Source organism: Rhodothermus marinus (genome assembly GCF_009936275.1).
Taxonomy (GTDB): Bacteria; Bacteroidota; Rhodothermia; order Rhodothermales; family Rhodothermaceae; genus Rhodothermus; species Rhodothermus marinus_A.
The window spans coordinates 3129363-3145846 of the sequence record NZ_AP019797.1 but is presented as its reverse complement, the minus strand read 5'-3'; the positions used below and the strand labels follow the sequence as shown (position 1 = coordinate 3145846).

The following is a 16484-nucleotide window of genomic DNA, read 5'->3' as shown; positions in this document are numbered from 1 at the left end:
GAAAAGAAACGCGCGCTTTTCTTGTCGATACGTTCGCCTTCGGAAACGGTTCAGTACAGTCGATCGCCGGGGCGGAGCGGATAGCCGCGCAGGAACGCATCGGCCGGAAGCACGCGGCGCCCTTCCTGCTGCAATTCCAGAAGCTCCACGGCGCCCTCGCCGCAGGCCACCACCAGCCGATCATCGGCTTCCAGCACGGTGCCCGGAGGCCCTTCGCCTTCAGCCAGGCGCGAGCGGTAGAGCTTGAGCAGGCGGTCGCCGTGCATCGTCCAGGCGCCGGGATGCGGCGAGAGTCCCCGGATGTGGTTGTGGACCACCTGGGCCGGACGATCCCAGGGCACGCGCGCCTCCTCGCGGGTGAGCTTGGGGGCCAGCGTGGCCTGGCTGTCGTCCTGTGGCCGGGGATGCGCCTCGCCCCGCTCGATCAGCCGGACGGTTTCGAGCACGGCCTCGGCGCCCAGATGCATGAGCCGATCGTGCAGTTCGCCGGCCGTCTCCTCGGGACCGATCGGCGTACGCTTCTGCAGAATGATTTCGCCGGTGTCCACCTCGGGGCGCAGAAAGAACGTGGTGACGCCGGTCTCCGTCTCGCCGGCCATGATGGCCCGGTGAATGGGCGCGGCACCCCGGTAGCGCGGCAGCAGGGAGGCGTGCAGGTTGAAGGCGCCCAGCCGCGCCTGCGAGTACACCTCGGGCGGCAGGATCTTGAAGGCGACCACCACGATGACGTCAGGCTGCAGGGCGGCGATGGCCTCCGCAAAGGCCGGGTCGCGCACGGACTCCGGTTGCAGAATGGGCGACAGCCCCAGACGCAACGCCGCTTCTTTGACGGGGGTGGGCTGCACGCGCTGACCCCGGCCGCGCGGGCGATCGGGGCCGGTCACCACCGCCACCGGACGGTAACCGGCTTCGACCAGCCGCTCGAGCGAGGGCACGGCGAACTCGGGCGTGCCCATGAATACGATACGCAGCGGAGACGTGGCCTCCCGCTGCTTCGCTTCTTCATTCTTCATAGCGCCGGAAGGCTACCGTGGCGTTGTGGCCGCCGAAGCCGAATCCGTTGGAAAGCGCCACGCGGATCTCACGCTGACGGGGCTTGTGCAGCGTGTAGTCCAGATCGCAGGCCGGATCCAGCTCCTCGACGTTGATCGTGGGCGGAACGGTCTGGTGCCAGATGGCCAGCACGGTCGCGACCGCCTCGACGGCCCCGGCCGCGCCCAGCAGATGCCCCGTCATGCTCTTGGTGGCCGAGCAGCTCAGCCGGTAGGCATGTTCGCCGAAGACACCCTTGATGGCCTCCGACTCGATCGGATCGCCCACCGGGGTCGAGGTCGCGTGCATGTTGATGTAATCCACTTCTTCCGGCGCAATGCCGGCATCCTGAAGCGCATGCAGCATCGACTGACGGGCACCCCGGCCGGTCGGCTCCGGCGCGGCAAAATGATAGGCGTCGTCCGACATCCCGAAGCCGATCAACTCGGCGTAGATGCGGGCGCCGCGCGCCAGCGCATGCTCCAGCGTTTCCAGCACAAGGGCGCCGGCCCCTTCGCCCACCACGAAGCCGTCCCGGTTCTTGTCGAAGGGGCGGCTGGCCGTTTTGGGATCGTCGTTGCGCGTGGAAAGCGCCTTCATGGCGTTGAAGCCGCCGATGCCCAGCGGCGTGATGGGCGCCTCGCTGCCGCCGCAGAGCACCACATCGGCGTGGCCGTGCCGCAGCAGCATTGTGGCGTCGATCAGCGCGTGGTTGCCGGTGGCGCAGGCCGACACCACCGAGTAGTTCGGACCGCGCAGGTCGTGCTCGATGGCGATCAATCCGGCCGCCATGTTCGAGATCATCATGGGCACGAAGAACGGCGAAAGCCGGCGCGGCCCCTCGCGCAGGTACAGCGCCGTCTGCTCCTCGAAAAGGCGAAGCCCGCCGATGCCGCTGCCGAAGACCACGCCGAAGCGCTCGCGTGCTTCGTCCGAGAGCGTGCTCGTGTCGATCCCCGCATCGCTGAGCGCCTGCCGGGCGGCCGCCAGCGCGTACTGGGCGTATGAATCCAGTCGGCGGGCCAGCTTGCGGTCCATGTAGTTGAGGGGGTCGAATCCTTTCAGCTCGCAGGCAAAGCGCGTCTCGAAGCAGGAAGCGTCGAAGCGGGTGATCGGCCCGGCACCGCTTTCACCGCGCATCATGGCGTCCCAGAATTCCTGCGGCGAAAGCCCGATCGGCGTGATGGCGCCCAGTCCGGTGACGACCACCCGTCGGGGCCTGACCATGTGAGTCGGCTGCATAGAGATCGTCAGGTTTTATTCTGGTTTCTGGAAAGACGAACCTTTGTACGCCGGAAGCAAGACTTCCGTCCTGCACCGGTGCGTAAAAAACAAAAAAGTCGCATAAAAGTCAGCTCCCGACCAGCGCTGCATGTTGGCCCCGGGCGTTTTATCTTCCGGAAAGCACCTTCCTCAACGCAAACCGGGACAGCCATGCGGGTGCAGCAGGGTGATTTTACGCTGGAGATCGTTCAGGGCGACATCACAAAGCAGCCCGACATGGAAGCCATCGTCAACGCGGCCAATGCGCAGCTCATGCCGGGTGGGGGCGTGGCCGGTGCCATCCACCGGGCGGCCGGACCCGAACTGGCCGAAGCCTGCCGGCCGCTGGCGCCGATCCGTCCAGGTCAGGCCGTGATCACGCCCGGCTTCCGGCTGCCCAACCGGTACGTGATTCACGTACTGGGGCCGGTTTACGGGCGCGATGTGCCCTCGGACCAGATCCTGGCCGAAGCCTATCGCAACGCACTGAAGCTGGCCGACGAACATGGCATCCGCTCGGTGGCGTTTCCGGCGATTTCCACCGGCGTGTTCGGCTACCCGATGGAAGAGGCCGCGGAAGTGGCGCTGAAAACCGTACTCGAAGAAGCGCCGAAGCTCAGGCACGTGCGCCACGTGCGGTTCGTGCTCTTCGACGAACGCGCCCGCAGGATCCACGAAGAGGTTCTGGCCCGCCTTCAAGCTACCCCCGAGTCGTGATGAAAGGCACCGGTAACGTTCCGATCTGGCTGATTCTGCTGCTCATGTGGATTCCGCTTTCGCATGGCCGGGCCCAGGTGTTCGGGCACGGCGGCGGCGACCGGCTCGTCGGCGCGCCGTTTGCCACCCGGAGCCCGGTGCTGGCCCGCCACGGCATGGCCGCCACCAGCCAGCCACTGGCCACGCAGGTGGCCCTGGACATTCTGAAAAAAGGCGGCTCGGCCGTCGATGCGGCCATCGCCGCCAATGCCGTCCTGGGACTGATGGAGCCCACCGGGTGCGGGATCGGCGGCGACCTGTTCGCCATCGTATGGGATCCGGAAACGCGGCGGCTCTACGGGCTGAACGCCAGCGGCCGCTCGCCGCAGGGACTCTCGTTCGAGACCATGGTGGCCGAGGCGCGACGCCTGCAGCCTCCGGAGTCCGGCGAGCCGCCCACGATCCCGCTCTGGGGCGTGTTGCCGGTCACGGTGCCCGGCGCGGTGGATGGCTGGTTCGAGCTGCACGCCCGCTTCGGTCGCCTGCCCATGCGCGAGGTGCTGGCCCCGGCCATTCGCTACGCCCGCGAGGGCTTTCCCGTCTCGCAGGTGATCGCTTACTACTGGGCGCAGAACCTGGAGCGGTTTCAGGAAAACCGGCACCTGATCCCCGAATTCGACAACGCGCTCCGCACGTTCTTCCCCGGCGGCCGGGCCCCTCGCGAGGGGGAAATCTTTCGCAACCCGGATCTGGCCCGCACCTACGAACTGCTGGCCGAACAGGGCCGGGATGCCTTCTACCGGGGCGTGATCGCCGAGACGATCGACGCCTACATGCGCCGCATCGGGGGCTATCTGCGTAAAGAAGACCTGGCCGCCCACCGGAGCGAATGGGTCGAGCCCGTCTCGGTCAACTATCGCGGCTATGACGTCTACGAGCTGCCGCCCAACGGCCAGGGGATCGCCGTGTTGCAGATGCTCAACATTCTGGAAGGGTTCGACCTGAAGGCCATGGGCTGGGGCAGTGCCGACTACCTGCACGTCATGGCCGAGGCCAAGCGGCTGGCCTTCGAGGATCGCGCCCGTTTCTACGCCGATCCAGACTTCTATCGGGTTCCGCTGGAGCAGCTGCTCTCCAAAGAATACGCGGCCGAGCGTCGCCGCCTGATCCGCATGGATACGGTGATGGCCGAAGTGGGACCGGGCCTGGACGAGCCGCTGCCGGACGGCGACACGATTTATCTGACCGTGGCCGACTCGTCGGGTATGAAGGTCTCGCTCATTCAGAGCAACTATACGGGCATGGGGAGCGGCCTGGTGCCCGACGGGCTGGGCTTCATGCTGCAGGATCGCGGGGCGCTCTTCGCGCTGGTGCCCGGCCATCCCAACGCCTACGCGCCCGGCAAGCGTCCTTTCCATACGATCATTCCGGGCTTCGTGATGAAAGACGGCGAGCCCTGGCTCAGCTTCGGTGTGATGGGCGGCGACATGCAGCCACAGGGGCATGTGCAGGTGCTCACGAACCTGATCGATTTTGGCATGAACGTGCAGGAGGCGGGCGATGCGGCCCGCTGGCGGCACATCGGCGGCCGCACGCCACTGGGCACGAGCGAAGGCGCGGGCGTACTGTTGCTCGAAAGCGGCTTCGATCCGGCCGTCGTGCAGGAGCTGGAGCGCCGCGGTCATCGCGTCCGGTTCACGCGCGGCGCCTTCGGCGGCTACCAGGCCATTCTGTGCGATTCAACAGGCGTCTATCACGGAGCTTCGGAGATGCGCAAGGATGGACAGGCCGCAGGCTACTGAATCGGCACCGGCGTTTCGCATCGGGCTGATCGGCGGCGGCCGGGAAGCCCGCAGCCTGCACGCTGCCCTGCGCGCGCTTTATTCGGATATTGCCCGCTTTGCGGAAAGCACGCTGGACGTGCCGGACGCCCGGCTGGCCGCCTGGATGCAGGCGCTGGACGTGGTCTTCATTGCCACGCCACCGGCCGAGCGCTTCCGGGTGACGGAAATCGCCCTGCGGGAAGGGGTGCACTGCTTCGTGGCCTGGCCCCCGGCCCCGGCCTTTCAGGATCTGGAGCGGTTGGGGCGTCTGGCCGAAGAAGCCCACGCGGAGGTGGGCGTCAGCCGGCCGCTGCGCTTCCATCCGGCATTGCAGGAGGTGCGGGATGGCGCGCCCCCCGCCCTGCTCGTTTACCGACAGCAGGTGGGCGGGCGTGGCGTGGTGCCCTGGCACGCCCGACTGGCCGAAGCCGTCGACCTGTGCTGCGCGCTGGCCCGCTCCAGCAGCGTGCTCCGTATCGAAGGGGAGGCCGTCCGGGGTGGTCCTACCTGGCTCGAAGCGGTGGCCTTCGGATTGCGCTTTCACAGCGGGACCTATGCGCAGGTGCTGATGTGGCGCGACGGCGACGACACCTCGCCCGAACTGTACCTGGCGCGCACCGGTTGGCACCGCTGGCTCCGACTCGACACATCCGACGAGCGCCTGACGAAGGCCGAAGTCCTTGCCTTTCTGCAGGCCCTGGCCGCCCGCCAGCCGGCCCCGGTCTCGCTCCTGGAAACCCTGCAGGTGCTCCGGATCGTCGAACGTTTGATGAGCCGGCTGCGTTAAGTATGGCCCCCGCAACCACCCGCACGATCATGACGGTGACGGTTCGGCCTCTACCGCTGCGCATACAGGAACGCCTGGCGTCGCGACCCTACGCGCCCCTGCTGCGTCGGATCGGCGAGCTGGGACAGCAGCACGAAATCCCGGTCTATGCCGTGGGCGGCGTCGTGCGCGATCTGTTTCTGGACCGTCCGACCACCGACATCGACTTTGTGACGGTGGGACCCGGGACGGGCATCCGGCTGGCCCGCCTCGTGGCGCGCGCTCTGGGGGGCCGCACCGTGCACGTTTACGAAAACTTCGGCACGGCGGCCATCCGTGTCCCCACACCGGATCGCAGCGGTGTATTCGTGCTGGAGTTCGTGGCAGCCCGTCGCGAAAGCTATCGCAAAGACTCGCGCAAGCCCATCGTCGAAGACGGCACCCTCGACGACGACCTGCGCCGCCGCGATTTCACCATCAACGCGATGGCCATCGACCTGTGGCCCTCTCGCTGGGGAACGCTGATCGATCCGTTCCACGGGCGGCGCGATCTCCGGCAACGGCTGCTGCGCACGCCGCTCGATCCGCGCCAGACCTTCGAGGACGATCCGCTCCGTATGATCCGGGCGGCCCGCTTTGCCGCACAACTGAACTTCCGCGTGGAGCCCGACACGTTCGCGGCGATGCGGGAAAAGGCCCACCGCGTCGAAATTCTCAGCCAGGAGCGCATCACCGACGAGCTGCAGAAGATCCTGTGCGCGCCGCAGCCGTCCATCGGCTTCAAAATTCTGGAATCCACCGGCATCCTGGCGCGCATCTTCCCCGAGCTGGTGGCGCTCAAGGGCGTCGAGACCATCGACGGACACCGCCACAAGGACAACTTCTTCCACACGCTGCAGGTGGTGGATAACGTGGCCCGTATGACGGCCGACCGCCCCTGCGAGGACGACGCCGTGTGGCTGCGCTGGGCGGCCCTGCTGCACGACATCGCCAAGCCGGCCACCAAACGTTTCGTGCCGGGCACGGGCTGGACCTTCCACGGACACGAAGACCTGGGCGCCCGGATGGTCCCCCGCATCTTCCGTCGGCTCAAGTTGCCTATGGACGAGCGCATGGCCTACGTGCAGAAGCTCGTCCGCCTGCACCACCGACCCGTCGCGCTCGTCGACGAACAGGTGACCGACTCGGCCATCCGGCGACTGCTCTTCGAGGCCGGCGATGACCTGGAGGATCTGATGCTGCTGGTGCGGGCCGACATCACCTCCAAGAATCCCCGGCGCGTGCGTCGCTATCTGGAGGCTTTCGATCGGCTGGAGGTCCGCATGGCCGAAGTGGAGGAAAAGGACCGCATCCGCAACTTTCAGCCGCCCGTCGATGGCGAGGAGATCATGCGCACGCTGGGCATCGGCGAAGGCGTGGCCGTGGGTATCATCAAAGAGGCCATCAAAGAAGCCATTCTCGAAGGGCGCATTCCCAACGAGCACGACGCGGCCTTTCAGTACATGATGGAAATCAAGGACGAAGCGCTGCGGCGCGCGGCGCTGTTCGAGGAGATGGCCGCTACGCTCAAAGGGCCCGAACGACGGGCGCTGGGAGCGATCAAGGAGGTGATCTTCAAAGGCGAGCTACCGGCCGATCGGGAAGAAGCCCTCGCCTATCTGCATCGGGTCAAAGAAGAAGCACTGGCTCAGGCGGAAGAGCCGGCCTGAAGTCATTCGGGCAGGAAAGCTTTCAGGCGCTCATTGAACTCAATCAGGTTGAAGGCGCGGAAGTAGTCCATCAGGCGTGTTTTGATGCGTTCGCGCACGAAGGCGTCGGCATCGAGCCAGGGGGCGAGCGCCTCGTAGAGTTCGCGGCGGGCCTGCAGGACGGCCGGATGCGTCCACACGTAGCGGCTGCCGGTGGCCACCAGCCAGCGTTGTCGCTCAGGGTCCAGCGCCTCGAACGGTCGGCCTTTCTCTTCCGGCTGCAGCCACTTCGTCCAGCGCCCGCTTTCGACGACGGCCTGACGAATGGCCTGATCAAAGGTGACCGAAAGACCGCGGCGACGGGCTTCGTCCACCAGGCCTTCCAGCGCCTCAAACTCGATGGCGGCCAAGCCCGGGCCCACGTTGGCCCCGCCGATGCCCGCCTTCGGGTACAGATCGAGGCGGTCCACGTCGTCGGTGTAATGCCCTTTGATGAGGGCGCCGTAGCTGCGCACCAGCGTATCCAGTCGGCGCGCCCGCTCGAAGTCGAACGTGCGCGTGTCGAGCCGGGTGCCGATGTCGCCCACCACGAACACCGGGTGAGGCAGGCCTTCCCGGTCCAGTGCACTCCAGAGCCGATCCAGAAATTCCGCCATGCGCGCTTCGGCCTGCAGGCCACCGCCGACTTCTTCGGTGCCCACCTCGTAGGCGACCGGCGGCAGGTTGCGGCGAAGTCGATAGGTTTCGGCGTGGCGCAAAAGCACTACCGTGCGTTCGACAATGCGCGGGATGGGCACCGGCGTGCCGGGCGATAGCTCCAGATCGACGGTCGGATCCAGATGCAGCAGGCCGTAGCCGGCATCCAGACAGGCCTCGATGGCGCGTAGAACAGCCTGAAAGGTTTCCTCAAAGGGCAACCGGTTGCGGGCGTGCAGATCCTTTTTCCAGGGGCCGCCGTGGTCCAGGCCGAGTACGACGGAGATGTGCAGGTTCAGGCAGGACAGCTCGTCCGCCACAAACTGTGCCAGCGTGGCCGGTGTCCATCCCGTATAGCCACCGTCCAGATCTACCTGGTTCAGCGTGGCAGCAAAAAGCAGCGGTGCGTTGGCGGCTCCGGCAGCCTCCAGTGCGGCCCTCGTAACCGCTTCCGAATTGGGGCAGACGGCCAGCAGCGTATGCTGATAGGCCAGCGGACCCAGCAGCAGCTCGGCCATCCAGCCGACAAACCCGCGGGCATGGGTCGCCAGCCGATCGAAAGGGGCGGTAAGCAGCGTCTGCACCTGCATGGCGTGAAGATGTCAAAAGATTGCTGTTTCTAAATTTAAGAAAAATTTGTAAGTAATTTTGCGTAGTAGCATCTTTGGCTACAAAAAAGGCGCTCACGTTGGAGCGCCTTCAGAGGTCGTGCGCTTTCATGCTTCGTCCTCCGAACTGGAAGCCGGCCGGATGTCCCACATCAGCATCTGTTCGATGGTGGCGTAGTCTTCCTCGCCGTCGGGACCGATGAACGCATAGTCGCCGAGTTCGCGCTGGGAGGGAGGCAGTCGGCGCCAGCGGGTGCCCTCCTGGTCGACGAACTCATCCGGGTACGGATTTTCCACCCGGTAGGACGGGTGGTAGGAGCGGTAGGTCAGCGCGGCGCGATAGAGGGCCACGCGGCGGGCGCCTGCCTTGGTACGGCTTTCCCCCACGACCTTGAAGGGCGCGATCTCGATCGTCGCCCGGTAGTAGCCGTCTTCCAGTTCCGTGTATTCCGGACGCTTTACCTTGAACTCGTCCGGGTGTGGGTACGCACTGCGGTCCGTGTCGTACATGGTTCACTTCGCAGGGTTATGTTCAGGCAATGCATGTGTAGCATGTACTCGCTCAGGGGACGTTCGGTTCGACGCGGAAAATTTCATACGCCCTGGGGAGCCGGGAGGACTTGCATTGACCGGTCTGTTGCGTATTTTTGCACTGTGGCCGGACGTTCCGGTCGGATCCCTGTTCACCAAACCGGTAAGCTTCCTGACCATGCGTACCGCACCCTTTGCGCCGGATCGGCTGCCGCTGCAGCCCCTCTGGGCCTTTGAAGAGGAAGAAGACTTCGATTTTGAAGACGAAGACTTCGAAGAAGAGGATTTCGAGGACTACGAAGAAGACTTCGACGAAGAGGAATACGACGATTTTGAGGACGATTACGACTTCGAAGAGGAGGAGGACTTCGACTTTGAAGAGGAAGAGGATTTCGACTTCGACGAGGACTTTGATGATTTTGAAGAAGAGGAAGAGTTTTGAGCAGGTGGGCTGACGACGAATTGCCTCACCCTCCAGTAGGCGAAGTACCCCGGTTGGTCGGCCGGGGTTTTTATTTCCGTTATCCGCCTCAGGAGATCAGAGAGCGTGGATATGTGGATTGATAGGTTGAGGTTGAAACAATCTTGATGTATAACGGAAATAAAAACTGGACAGGGTTGAAAGTCTGTTATTTTTAAAAACCTCGGCTTTTCTGTGGATAAAATGTGATTAACTCGTCCTTGATTTAACGGACCTCAGGTCGCTTTATTAGAAAACCGCATCTGTGCCGGTGAGCGGCAGCGAAAGCCCTCGGTATTGCCGTTATGCAGTCGCCGGCACCGGGCAAATGGTTCAATCACCAGAACGTACAGGTTTCCGGAGGCAGCCATGGCAAAGTCCCCCCGCAAGTCGTCGGCAGATACCCAGGAGCTCCGTCGCGGCCTGCGCATCGAGCGCGTGTTCTCTCAGGAAGGCGTGCATCCGTTCGACACGGTCACCTGGGAGCGACGGACGGCCGCCATCTACAACAGCAAAGGCGAAGCGGTCTTCGAGCAGAAGGACGTGGAATTTCCCTCGACGTGGAGCCAGCTCGCCACGAACGTGGTCGCGTCCAAGTACTTCTACGGCGATCTGGCGGCCGGCAACGGCGATCCCCGCGAGGGCAAGCGCGAGTACAGCCTGAAGCAGCTCATCCACCGGGTGACGCGCACGATCGCCGACTGGGGCAAGGCCCAGGGCTATTTTGCCACCCCGGAGGATGCCGAGCGCTTCTACGATGAGCTGACCTGGCTCTGCCTGCACCAGTACGGCGCTTTCAACTCGCCGGTCTGGTTCAACGTGGGCCTCTATCATCAGTACGGCGTGCGTGATACGGGGGGCAAGACGATCTACGGCTGGGATTTCGAAAAGCAGCGGGTGGTGCCCGTCGATCCCTACGAGCGGCCCCAGGCCTCGGCCTGCTTCATCATCTCGGTAGAGGACTCGATCGACGACATCTGGCAGCTCATGGCCGAAAGCGCCCGCCTGTTCAAGTTCGGTTCCGGGGTGGGCGCCGACTGGTCCAAGCTGCGCTCGACGAAGGAGAAGCTTTCGGGCGGTGGCCGGCCTTCGGGTCCGGTTTCGTTCATGCGCGTGCAGGACGCCACGGGGGCCACGATCAAGTCGGGAGGGAAGACGCGCCGGGCTGCCATCATGCAGACGCTGAAGGTCTGGCACCCCGACATCATGGAGTTCGTCACGGCCAAGGCTAAAGAGGAAAAGAAGGCCTGGGCGCTGATCGAGCAGGGGTACGACGGTTCGTTCAACGGCGAGGCTTACAGCTCGGTCGCCTTCCAGAACGTGAACCAGTCCGTGCGCGTCACGGACGAATTCATGGAGGCCGTGCTGGCCCGCAAGAAGTTTCCGCTCAAGGCCGTGACGACAGGCGAGGTCATCGAGGAGATCGACGCCTACGAACTGCTCTACAAGGTGGCCGAGGGTACCTGGATCTGCGGCGATCCGGGCCTGCAGTACGAGGACACCATTCAGCGCTGGCACACCTGCAAAAACAGCGGGCCGATCAACTCCAGCAATCCGTGTGTGACGGGCGACACGCTGGTGGCCACCGAGGATGGATTGCGGCGCATCGACAGTCTGGTGGGCGAAACGCCGCGGGTAGTCGGACTGGACGGACGCCTGCATCGGACCACCCGGGTGATCGAGACGGGCGTCAAGCCGGTCTACCGACTGCGCACCCGTTGCGGTTATGAGGTGAAGCTGACGGCCGATCACCCGGTGTGGACGGAAAACCGCGGTGATGTGCCGGCCGCCGAACTGACTCGCAACGACATCGTGCGTCTGGTGCCGCCGCGCTTCGGTCGGGAGCATCTGGATCCTGAAGTGGCCGAGTACATCGGTCTGATGGTCGGGGACGGTTGCATTTCGCATGAAGTGGCCACTTTGATGTTGGATCGGCGGGAAAAGGCTGTGGCCGAAAAAGTCGCTCAGGTTGTCAATCAGTTTGATCGACAGACCCATTTTGAAGGTGTTCGGGTGGCAGAGCGGCCTACCGGAGTTGCCGTTGCTACTGGCGCTCGAGCCGTACAGGAGGTTTTGAAGCGGTTTGCTGTGCTGGACGAGGGTTCGTCAGCAAAACGATTTACTGAGGAAGTCTTTCGGCTGGATCGACAGAGTGTGGCAGCGCTGCTACGAGGACTGTTTACGGCCGATGGCACGGTAGCCAACTATGGTAGAAAGAGCCAGTACATCAGCCTGGAATCGACTTCGCGCGAACTCCTGAAGCAGGTTCAGTTACTTCTGCTGGGCTTTGGTATCAAGAGCAAGCTGTATGAAAACCGGCGTTTGACCGATCGTGCATTGTTGCCGGACGGTAGAGGTGGGGTAAAAGAATACCGCGTTCAGCCTCTATACAGTCTGCGCATTAGCCGGTCGAGCCGGGTCCGCTTTGAGCGAGAGATTGGTTTTCTGCCGGAGAGTCCGAAGGCTGCCGCCCTGCGTGAGCTGAATGCTACCGTGTCGGCGTACGAAGATCCGCTGGTCGATCAGGTTGTTTCGCTTGAACTGCTGGGTGAGGAACCTGTCTACGACCTGACGGAGCCGGTTACGGATCACTTTGTGGCCAACGGCATCGCCGTCCACAACTGCTCCGAATACATGTTCCTCGACAACTCGGCCTGCAACCTGGCCTCGCTGAACCTGCGCAAGTTCCAGCGGGAGGACGGGTCGTTCGACGTCGAGCGTTTCCGGGCGGCCGTGCGGATTTTCATCACGGCCATGGAGATCCTCGTGGACAATGCCGGCTATCCGTCGGAAAAGATCGCCCAGAACAGCCACGACTACCGGCCGCTGGGACTGGGCTTTGCCAATCTGGGCGCCATGCTGATGGCCATGGGTCTGCCCTACGACAGCGATGAAGGACGGGCCGTGGCCGGTGCCATCACGGCGATCATGCACGCGGAAGCCTATGCCCGGAGCGCCGAGATCGCGGCCATCGAGCACATCGGGCCGTTCCCGGGCTTCGAAAAGAACCGGGAGCCCATGCTCGAGGTGATGCGCATGCACCAGGCGGCCGTCGAGGACATTCATCCGAGCTGTCCGGCCTACCTGAAGGAAGCCGCCCGCGAAAGCATGGCGCGCATGGTGGCGCTGGGCGAACGCTACGGCTACCGTAACGCCCAGGCCACGGTACTCGCGCCCACCGGATGCCTTGTGGGGGACTCGTTGATTGCCACAGACCGCGGGCTTGTGCGCCTGCAGACCCTGGGGAATCCGGAGGGACCGCAGTGGCAGGACGTGTCTTTCCGGGTCTTCACAGACGAAGGCCAGAAACTGGCTACCAGGTTCTATGTGAACGGCATCGAAGCGACCCGCAAAATTCGCACGCGGGCCGGCTATACCATTCAGGGAACGCTGCAACATCGCATCAAAGTAGTGGACCCCAATACCGGCCAGTGGGTGTGGAAACGGTTCAGCGACATTCGGCCGGGAGACATTGTGCCGCTGGCCATGAATACGATTATCGGCCAGCCGCGCACGGTCACCTTACCACCGCTGGGCGAGCTGCACTGGAATGCCGACCGGAATGTGCGCGTCCCGCGGACCGTCACGCCGGAGCTGGCCGAGCTGGTGGGGTACTTCATGGGGGATGGCAGCCTGCATGCCAAAGGATTGCGGTTCTGTGTGGATGCGCGGGATCAGGACGTGGTGGCGCATCTGCAACAGTTGATCTACCGACTGTTCGGACTGCAGGCTTACACCGAGCAGCGGCAGGGCTACGTGGAGGTCGGCGTGCATTCCGTGCCGCTGGTTCTCTGGTGGGAGGCCTGTGGGTTTGCCAAACGGTTGCCGTCGGATGCGCACCAGGGGAAAGGCTATCAGCCTTATATCCCGGACACCCTTCTTTACACCAACGATCCGGCCGTTTATCGGGCATTTCTGCGCGGGCTGTTCGAGGCGGACGGCACGGTGATCGCCGGTGTGCCGGCGCTTTCCACTGCTTCGGAATCGCTGGCGCAGGAAGTCCGCACGCTGCTGCTGGCGCTCGGCTACCCGACCCAGACCAAGGTGGAAGAAGATCGACGGTCGGCCCGTGGCCGGAAATTCCTGCAGGTGCTTCGTCTGAAAAACCGTGGCTACAACGCCCGCTTCCTCCAGGAGATCGGCTTTATCGGTGGGCGCAAACGCCAGGCGGTCGCCGAGGCCACTACACGCAGCAGCGCCAAGCGGGATCGCATTTATCTGGAGCCGGCCCTGGTGGAAGAACTGGTGCCGGCTGGCAGTTCGCATCGCGACGCGGTAATGCTTTCGCTGCGTCGCTACGGCGCCATTCCGCGGCAGCGTGTCGAGCAGCTCTACGAAGAGACCGGCGACGAGCGGCTCGTCCAGTACATGAGCTACTTCTACGATGTCGTCGAGGCCAACGAGGATGGCGGCGAGCAGCTGACCTACGACCTCTCGGTGCCCGAAAACGTCACTTACACGGCCAACGGCTTTATCAGCCATAACACCATCTCGTTTATGATGGATTGCGACACGACGGGCATTGAGCCGGACATCGCGCTGGTCAAATACAAGCTGCTGGCAGGCAAGGGCGATGGCATGTTCAAGATCGTCAACAACACGGTGCCCATCGCCCTGCGCCGCCTGGGCTACAGCGAGGGGCAGATCAAGGACATCCTGGCCTACATCGAAGAAAACGACACGATCGAAGGGGCGCCGCACCTGAAAGAAGAGCACCTGCCGGTCTTCGACTGCGCCTTCAAGCCCTACAAGGGCCAGCGCTTCATCCACTACATGGGCCACATCAAGATGATGGCCGCCTGCCAGCCCTTCATCAGCGGTGCCATCTCCAAGACCGTCAACATGCCCGAGCACGTGACGGTCGAGGAGATCATGGATGCCTACGTTCAGGGCTGGAAGCTCGGGCTCAAGGCGCTGGCCATTTACCGTGAAAACTCCAAACGCAGCCAGCCGCTCTCGACGCGCAAAGAAGACAAGAAAGGCGAGTCGAGCGGCGACGGCATGGCGACCGCCGAGCCGAAGGTCATCGAAAAGGTCGTCGAGAAGATCGTCTACAAGCCGGTGCGTAAGCGGCTGCCCGACGAGCGGCCTTCGATCACGCACAAGTTCTCGGTGGCCGGCCACGAGGGCTACCTGCACATTGGGCTGTACCCGGACACCGGCATGCCGGGCGAGATCTTCATCACGATGGCCAAGCAGGGCTCGACGATCTCGGGCTTGATGGACGCCTTCGCGACGGCCATCTCGATCGCGCTCCAGTATGGCGTACCGCTCGAAGACCTGTGCAACAAGTTCAGCCACATGCGCTTCGAGCCGGCCGGCTTCACGAACAACCCGCAGATTCCGATCGCCAAGTCCATCATGGACTACATCTTCCGCTACCTGTCGCTCAAATTCCTGGGGCGGCCGCAGGAAGAAAAGCAGGAAAATCCACGCGACGGGGTGGCGGCCGAGGTGAAGCGTAGCGGTCCGGCACGTGACGAACGCCAGCTGGAGTTGACCTTCGATCCGCAGCCGACTGGCCAGGTGACACCGCTGGTGGGCCAGACGATCGAAACCTTCCTGCAGACGCAGCAGAAGAGCGCGGCTGCCGTGCCGGAAGCCGCTGCGGTGCCGACGGTGTCGTTCCAGAATCAGGAAGACGCGCCGGCTTGCTCGAACTGCGGCTCAATCACCGTGCGCTCGGGCGCCTGCTACGTGTGCCCGAACTGCGGCAGCTCGAGCGGCTGCGGCTGATCAGGGAGTTTGCTTGCGCGGGACGAAGCGCCCGGCTCCGAGCTTTTGGACCGGGCGCTTTTTTTCAGGGTGCAAACGCCTTCAGCCATACGGGCTGGCGGCGGGGGCCCCAGGTGCCGGGTCGTTCCTCGAAGACGCCCGCGCAGGGCGTCCGGCATTCCGGGCAGCGTCCCTGCGTATCCAGATGCCAGGCGGTGATCCGGTAGCCCACGCGGCCGATCAGCAATCGGCCACACTGGTGGCAGTAGGTGCTCTGGCCTTCCGGGTCCAGGATATTGCCCGTATACACGTAGCGGAGGCCGTTTTTCAGCGCGATGGCGCGGGCGCGGCGCAGCGTCTCCGGCGGCGTGGGCGGATGGTCCCGCATCTTCCAGTCCGGATGAAAGGCCGTGAAGTGCAGCGGTACGTCCGGTCCCAGGTTCGTAACGATCCACTCGGTGAGCGCGTGCAGTTCGGCGTCGCTGTCGTTTTCGCCGGGGATGAGTAGCGTGGTGATTTCGAGCCAGGTGTCGGTTTCGTGATAGATGTAGCGGAGCGTGTCGAGCACAGGGGCCAGCGCCCCCGCGCAGATCTTGCGGTAGAAGCGCTCCGAAAAGGCCTTCAGGTCCACGTTGGCCGCGTCCATGTGGGCATAGAACTCGGCCCGCGGCTCGGGACAGACGTAACCGGCCGTGACGGCCACCGTCCGGATACCCCGCGCATGGCAGGCCCGGGCCACATCGATGGCGTATTCGTGGAAGATGACCGGGTCGTTGTAGGTGAAGGCAACGCTCCGGCACCCCAGCGCTTCGGCCACGCGCGCGATGGTTTCCGGCGTGGCTTCATCGGCCAGCGTGTCCATTTCGCGCGACTTGCTGATGTCCCAGTTCTGGCAAAACCGGCAGCCCAGGTTGCAACCCGCCGTACCGAACGAGAGCACGGCCGTGCCCGGCAGGAAGTGGTTCAGTGGCTTTTTTTCGATGGGATCGATGCAGAACCCGCTGGAGCGGCCGTAGGTGGTCAGCACGATCTGGCCGTTCCGGTTCATGCGCACGAAGCAGAAGCCCCGCTGGCCTTCCTGCAGCCGGCAGTGCCGCGGGCACAGGTCGCACTGCACCCGTCCGTCTTCCAGTCGGTGCCAGTATTTCGTGGGATGGTACGTTTCCATACCCGCCGCTCGTCCCGCCGTCGCTTTATTTTTACCCC

Annotated in this window: 11 protein-coding genes; 6 read left to right on the top strand and 5 right to left on the bottom strand. The window is 63.9% G+C overall.

The genetic code is table 11. The features are described 5' to 3' along the window. Positions 1-50: 50 nt before the first annotated feature. Together fmt and fabF are read right to left on the bottom strand one after the other, a co-directional pair. A complete protein-coding gene (gene fmt / locus GYH26_RS13715; RefSeq protein WP_161542128.1) occupies positions 51-1013 on the bottom strand; it encodes a methionyl-tRNA formyltransferase in 963 nt (320 codons plus the stop codon). Continuing rightward, positions 1003-2274, bottom strand: coding sequence for a beta-ketoacyl-ACP synthase II (gene fabF, locus GYH26_RS13710; RefSeq protein ID WP_161542127.1), 1272 nt, complete (start codon positions 2272-2274; stop codon positions 1003-1005). The genes fmt and fabF overlap by 11 nt, the downstream gene beginning before the upstream one ends. 192 nt (positions 2275-2466) lie before the next feature. Between fabF and GYH26_RS13705 the strand changes: the two genes are divergently transcribed. Genes GYH26_RS13705 through GYH26_RS13690 form a run of 4 tightly spaced genes read left to right on the top strand, consistent with a single transcriptional unit; the run spans position 2467 to position 7289 of the window. Next, positions 2467-3012, top strand: a complete 546-nt coding sequence (locus tag GYH26_RS13705; RefSeq protein WP_014068005.1) for an O-acetyl-ADP-ribose deacetylase — start codon at positions 2467-2469, stop codon at positions 3010-3012. Further along, positions 3012-4793, top strand: coding sequence for a gamma-glutamyltransferase (gene ggt, locus GYH26_RS13700; protein WP_161542126.1), 1782 nt, complete (start codon positions 3012-3014; stop codon positions 4791-4793). Before GYH26_RS13705 ends, ggt begins: the two co-directional genes overlap by 1 nt. Next, positions 4771-5601, top strand: coding sequence for a Gfo/Idh/MocA family protein (locus GYH26_RS13695; protein WP_161542125.1), 831 nt, complete (start codon positions 4771-4773; stop codon positions 5599-5601). Before ggt ends, GYH26_RS13695 begins: the two co-directional genes overlap by 23 nt. A gap of 29 nt (positions 5602-5630) precedes the next feature. After that, positions 5631-7289 carry a CCA tRNA nucleotidyltransferase gene (locus tag GYH26_RS13690; protein ID WP_161542124.1) on the top strand — a complete coding sequence of 553 codons (1659 nt, stop codon included), beginning with the start codon at positions 5631-5633 and terminating at the stop codon, positions 7287-7289. 2 nt (positions 7290-7291) lie between these two features. Here GYH26_RS13690 and GYH26_RS13685 read toward each other — a convergent pair whose 3' ends face one another. Together GYH26_RS13685 and GYH26_RS13680 are read right to left on the bottom strand one after the other, a co-directional pair. Beyond that, positions 7292-8554, bottom strand: a complete 1263-nt coding sequence (locus GYH26_RS13685) for a class II D-tagatose-bisphosphate aldolase non-catalytic subunit (RefSeq protein WP_161542123.1) — start codon at positions 8552-8554, stop codon at positions 7292-7294. Positions 8555-8680: 126 nt separating this feature from the next. Next, entirely contained in the window at positions 8681-9082 is a 402-nt protein-coding gene (locus tag GYH26_RS13680; RefSeq protein WP_161542122.1) for a hypothetical protein, read from the bottom strand. A gap of 199 nt (positions 9083-9281) precedes the next feature. Between GYH26_RS13680 and GYH26_RS13675 the strand changes: the two genes are divergently transcribed. Both GYH26_RS13675 and GYH26_RS13670 read left to right on the top strand, forming a co-directional pair. Further along, the gene (locus tag GYH26_RS13675) at positions 9282-9545 is read left to right on the top strand and encodes a hypothetical protein (protein WP_161542121.1); all 264 of its coding nucleotides are present in this window, start codon (positions 9282-9284) and stop codon (positions 9543-9545) included. A gap of 387 nt (positions 9546-9932) precedes the next feature. Then, positions 9933-15299: an LAGLIDADG family homing endonuclease gene (locus GYH26_RS13670; protein ID WP_161542120.1), complete on the top strand. Its 5367-nt coding sequence runs from the start codon at positions 9933-9935 to the stop codon at positions 15297-15299. Between the two features lie 64 nt (positions 15300-15363). On the opposite strand, the gene amrS is transcribed toward GYH26_RS13670, so the two are convergent. Continuing rightward, on the bottom strand, positions 15364-16446 hold the full coding sequence (amrS, locus tag GYH26_RS13665) for an AmmeMemoRadiSam system radical SAM enzyme (RefSeq protein WP_014067998.1): 1083 nt from the start codon (positions 16444-16446) through the stop codon (positions 15364-15366). Between the last annotated feature and the right edge of the window lie 38 nt (positions 16447-16484).

Excerpts from the sequence above, each read along its gene's own strand:
- fmt (WP_161542128.1), bottom strand. The coding sequence starts at position 1,013 with ATGAAGAATGAAGAAGCGAAGCAGCGGGAGGCCACGTCTCCGCTGCGT.
- fabF (WP_161542127.1), bottom strand. The coding sequence starts at position 2,274 with ATGCAGCCGACTCACATGGTCAGGCCCCGACGGGTGGTCGTCACCGGA.
- GYH26_RS13705 (WP_014068005.1), top strand. The coding sequence starts at position 2,467 with ATGCGGGTGCAGCAGGGTGATTTTACGCTGGAGATCGTTCAGGGCGAC.
- ggt (WP_161542126.1), top strand. The coding sequence starts at position 3,012 with ATGAAAGGCACCGGTAACGTTCCGATCTGGCTGATTCTGCTGCTCATG.
- GYH26_RS13695 (WP_161542125.1), top strand. The coding sequence starts at position 4,771 with ATGGACAGGCCGCAGGCTACTGAATCGGCACCGGCGTTTCGCATCGGG.
- GYH26_RS13690 (WP_161542124.1), top strand. The coding sequence starts at position 5,631 with ATGACGGTGACGGTTCGGCCTCTACCGCTGCGCATACAGGAACGCCTG.
- GYH26_RS13685 (WP_161542123.1), bottom strand. The coding sequence starts at position 8,554 with ATGCAGGTGCAGACGCTGCTTACCGCCCCTTTCGATCGGCTGGCGACC.
- GYH26_RS13680 (WP_161542122.1), bottom strand. The coding sequence starts at position 9,082 with ATGTACGACACGGACCGCAGTGCGTACCCACACCCGGACGAGTTCAAG.
- GYH26_RS13675 (WP_161542121.1), top strand. The coding sequence starts at position 9,282 with ATGCGTACCGCACCCTTTGCGCCGGATCGGCTGCCGCTGCAGCCCCTC.
- GYH26_RS13670 (WP_161542120.1), top strand. The coding sequence starts at position 9,933 with ATGGCAAAGTCCCCCCGCAAGTCGTCGGCAGATACCCAGGAGCTCCGT.
- amrS (WP_014067998.1), bottom strand. The coding sequence starts at position 16,446 with ATGGAAACGTACCATCCCACGAAATACTGGCACCGACTGGAAGACGGA.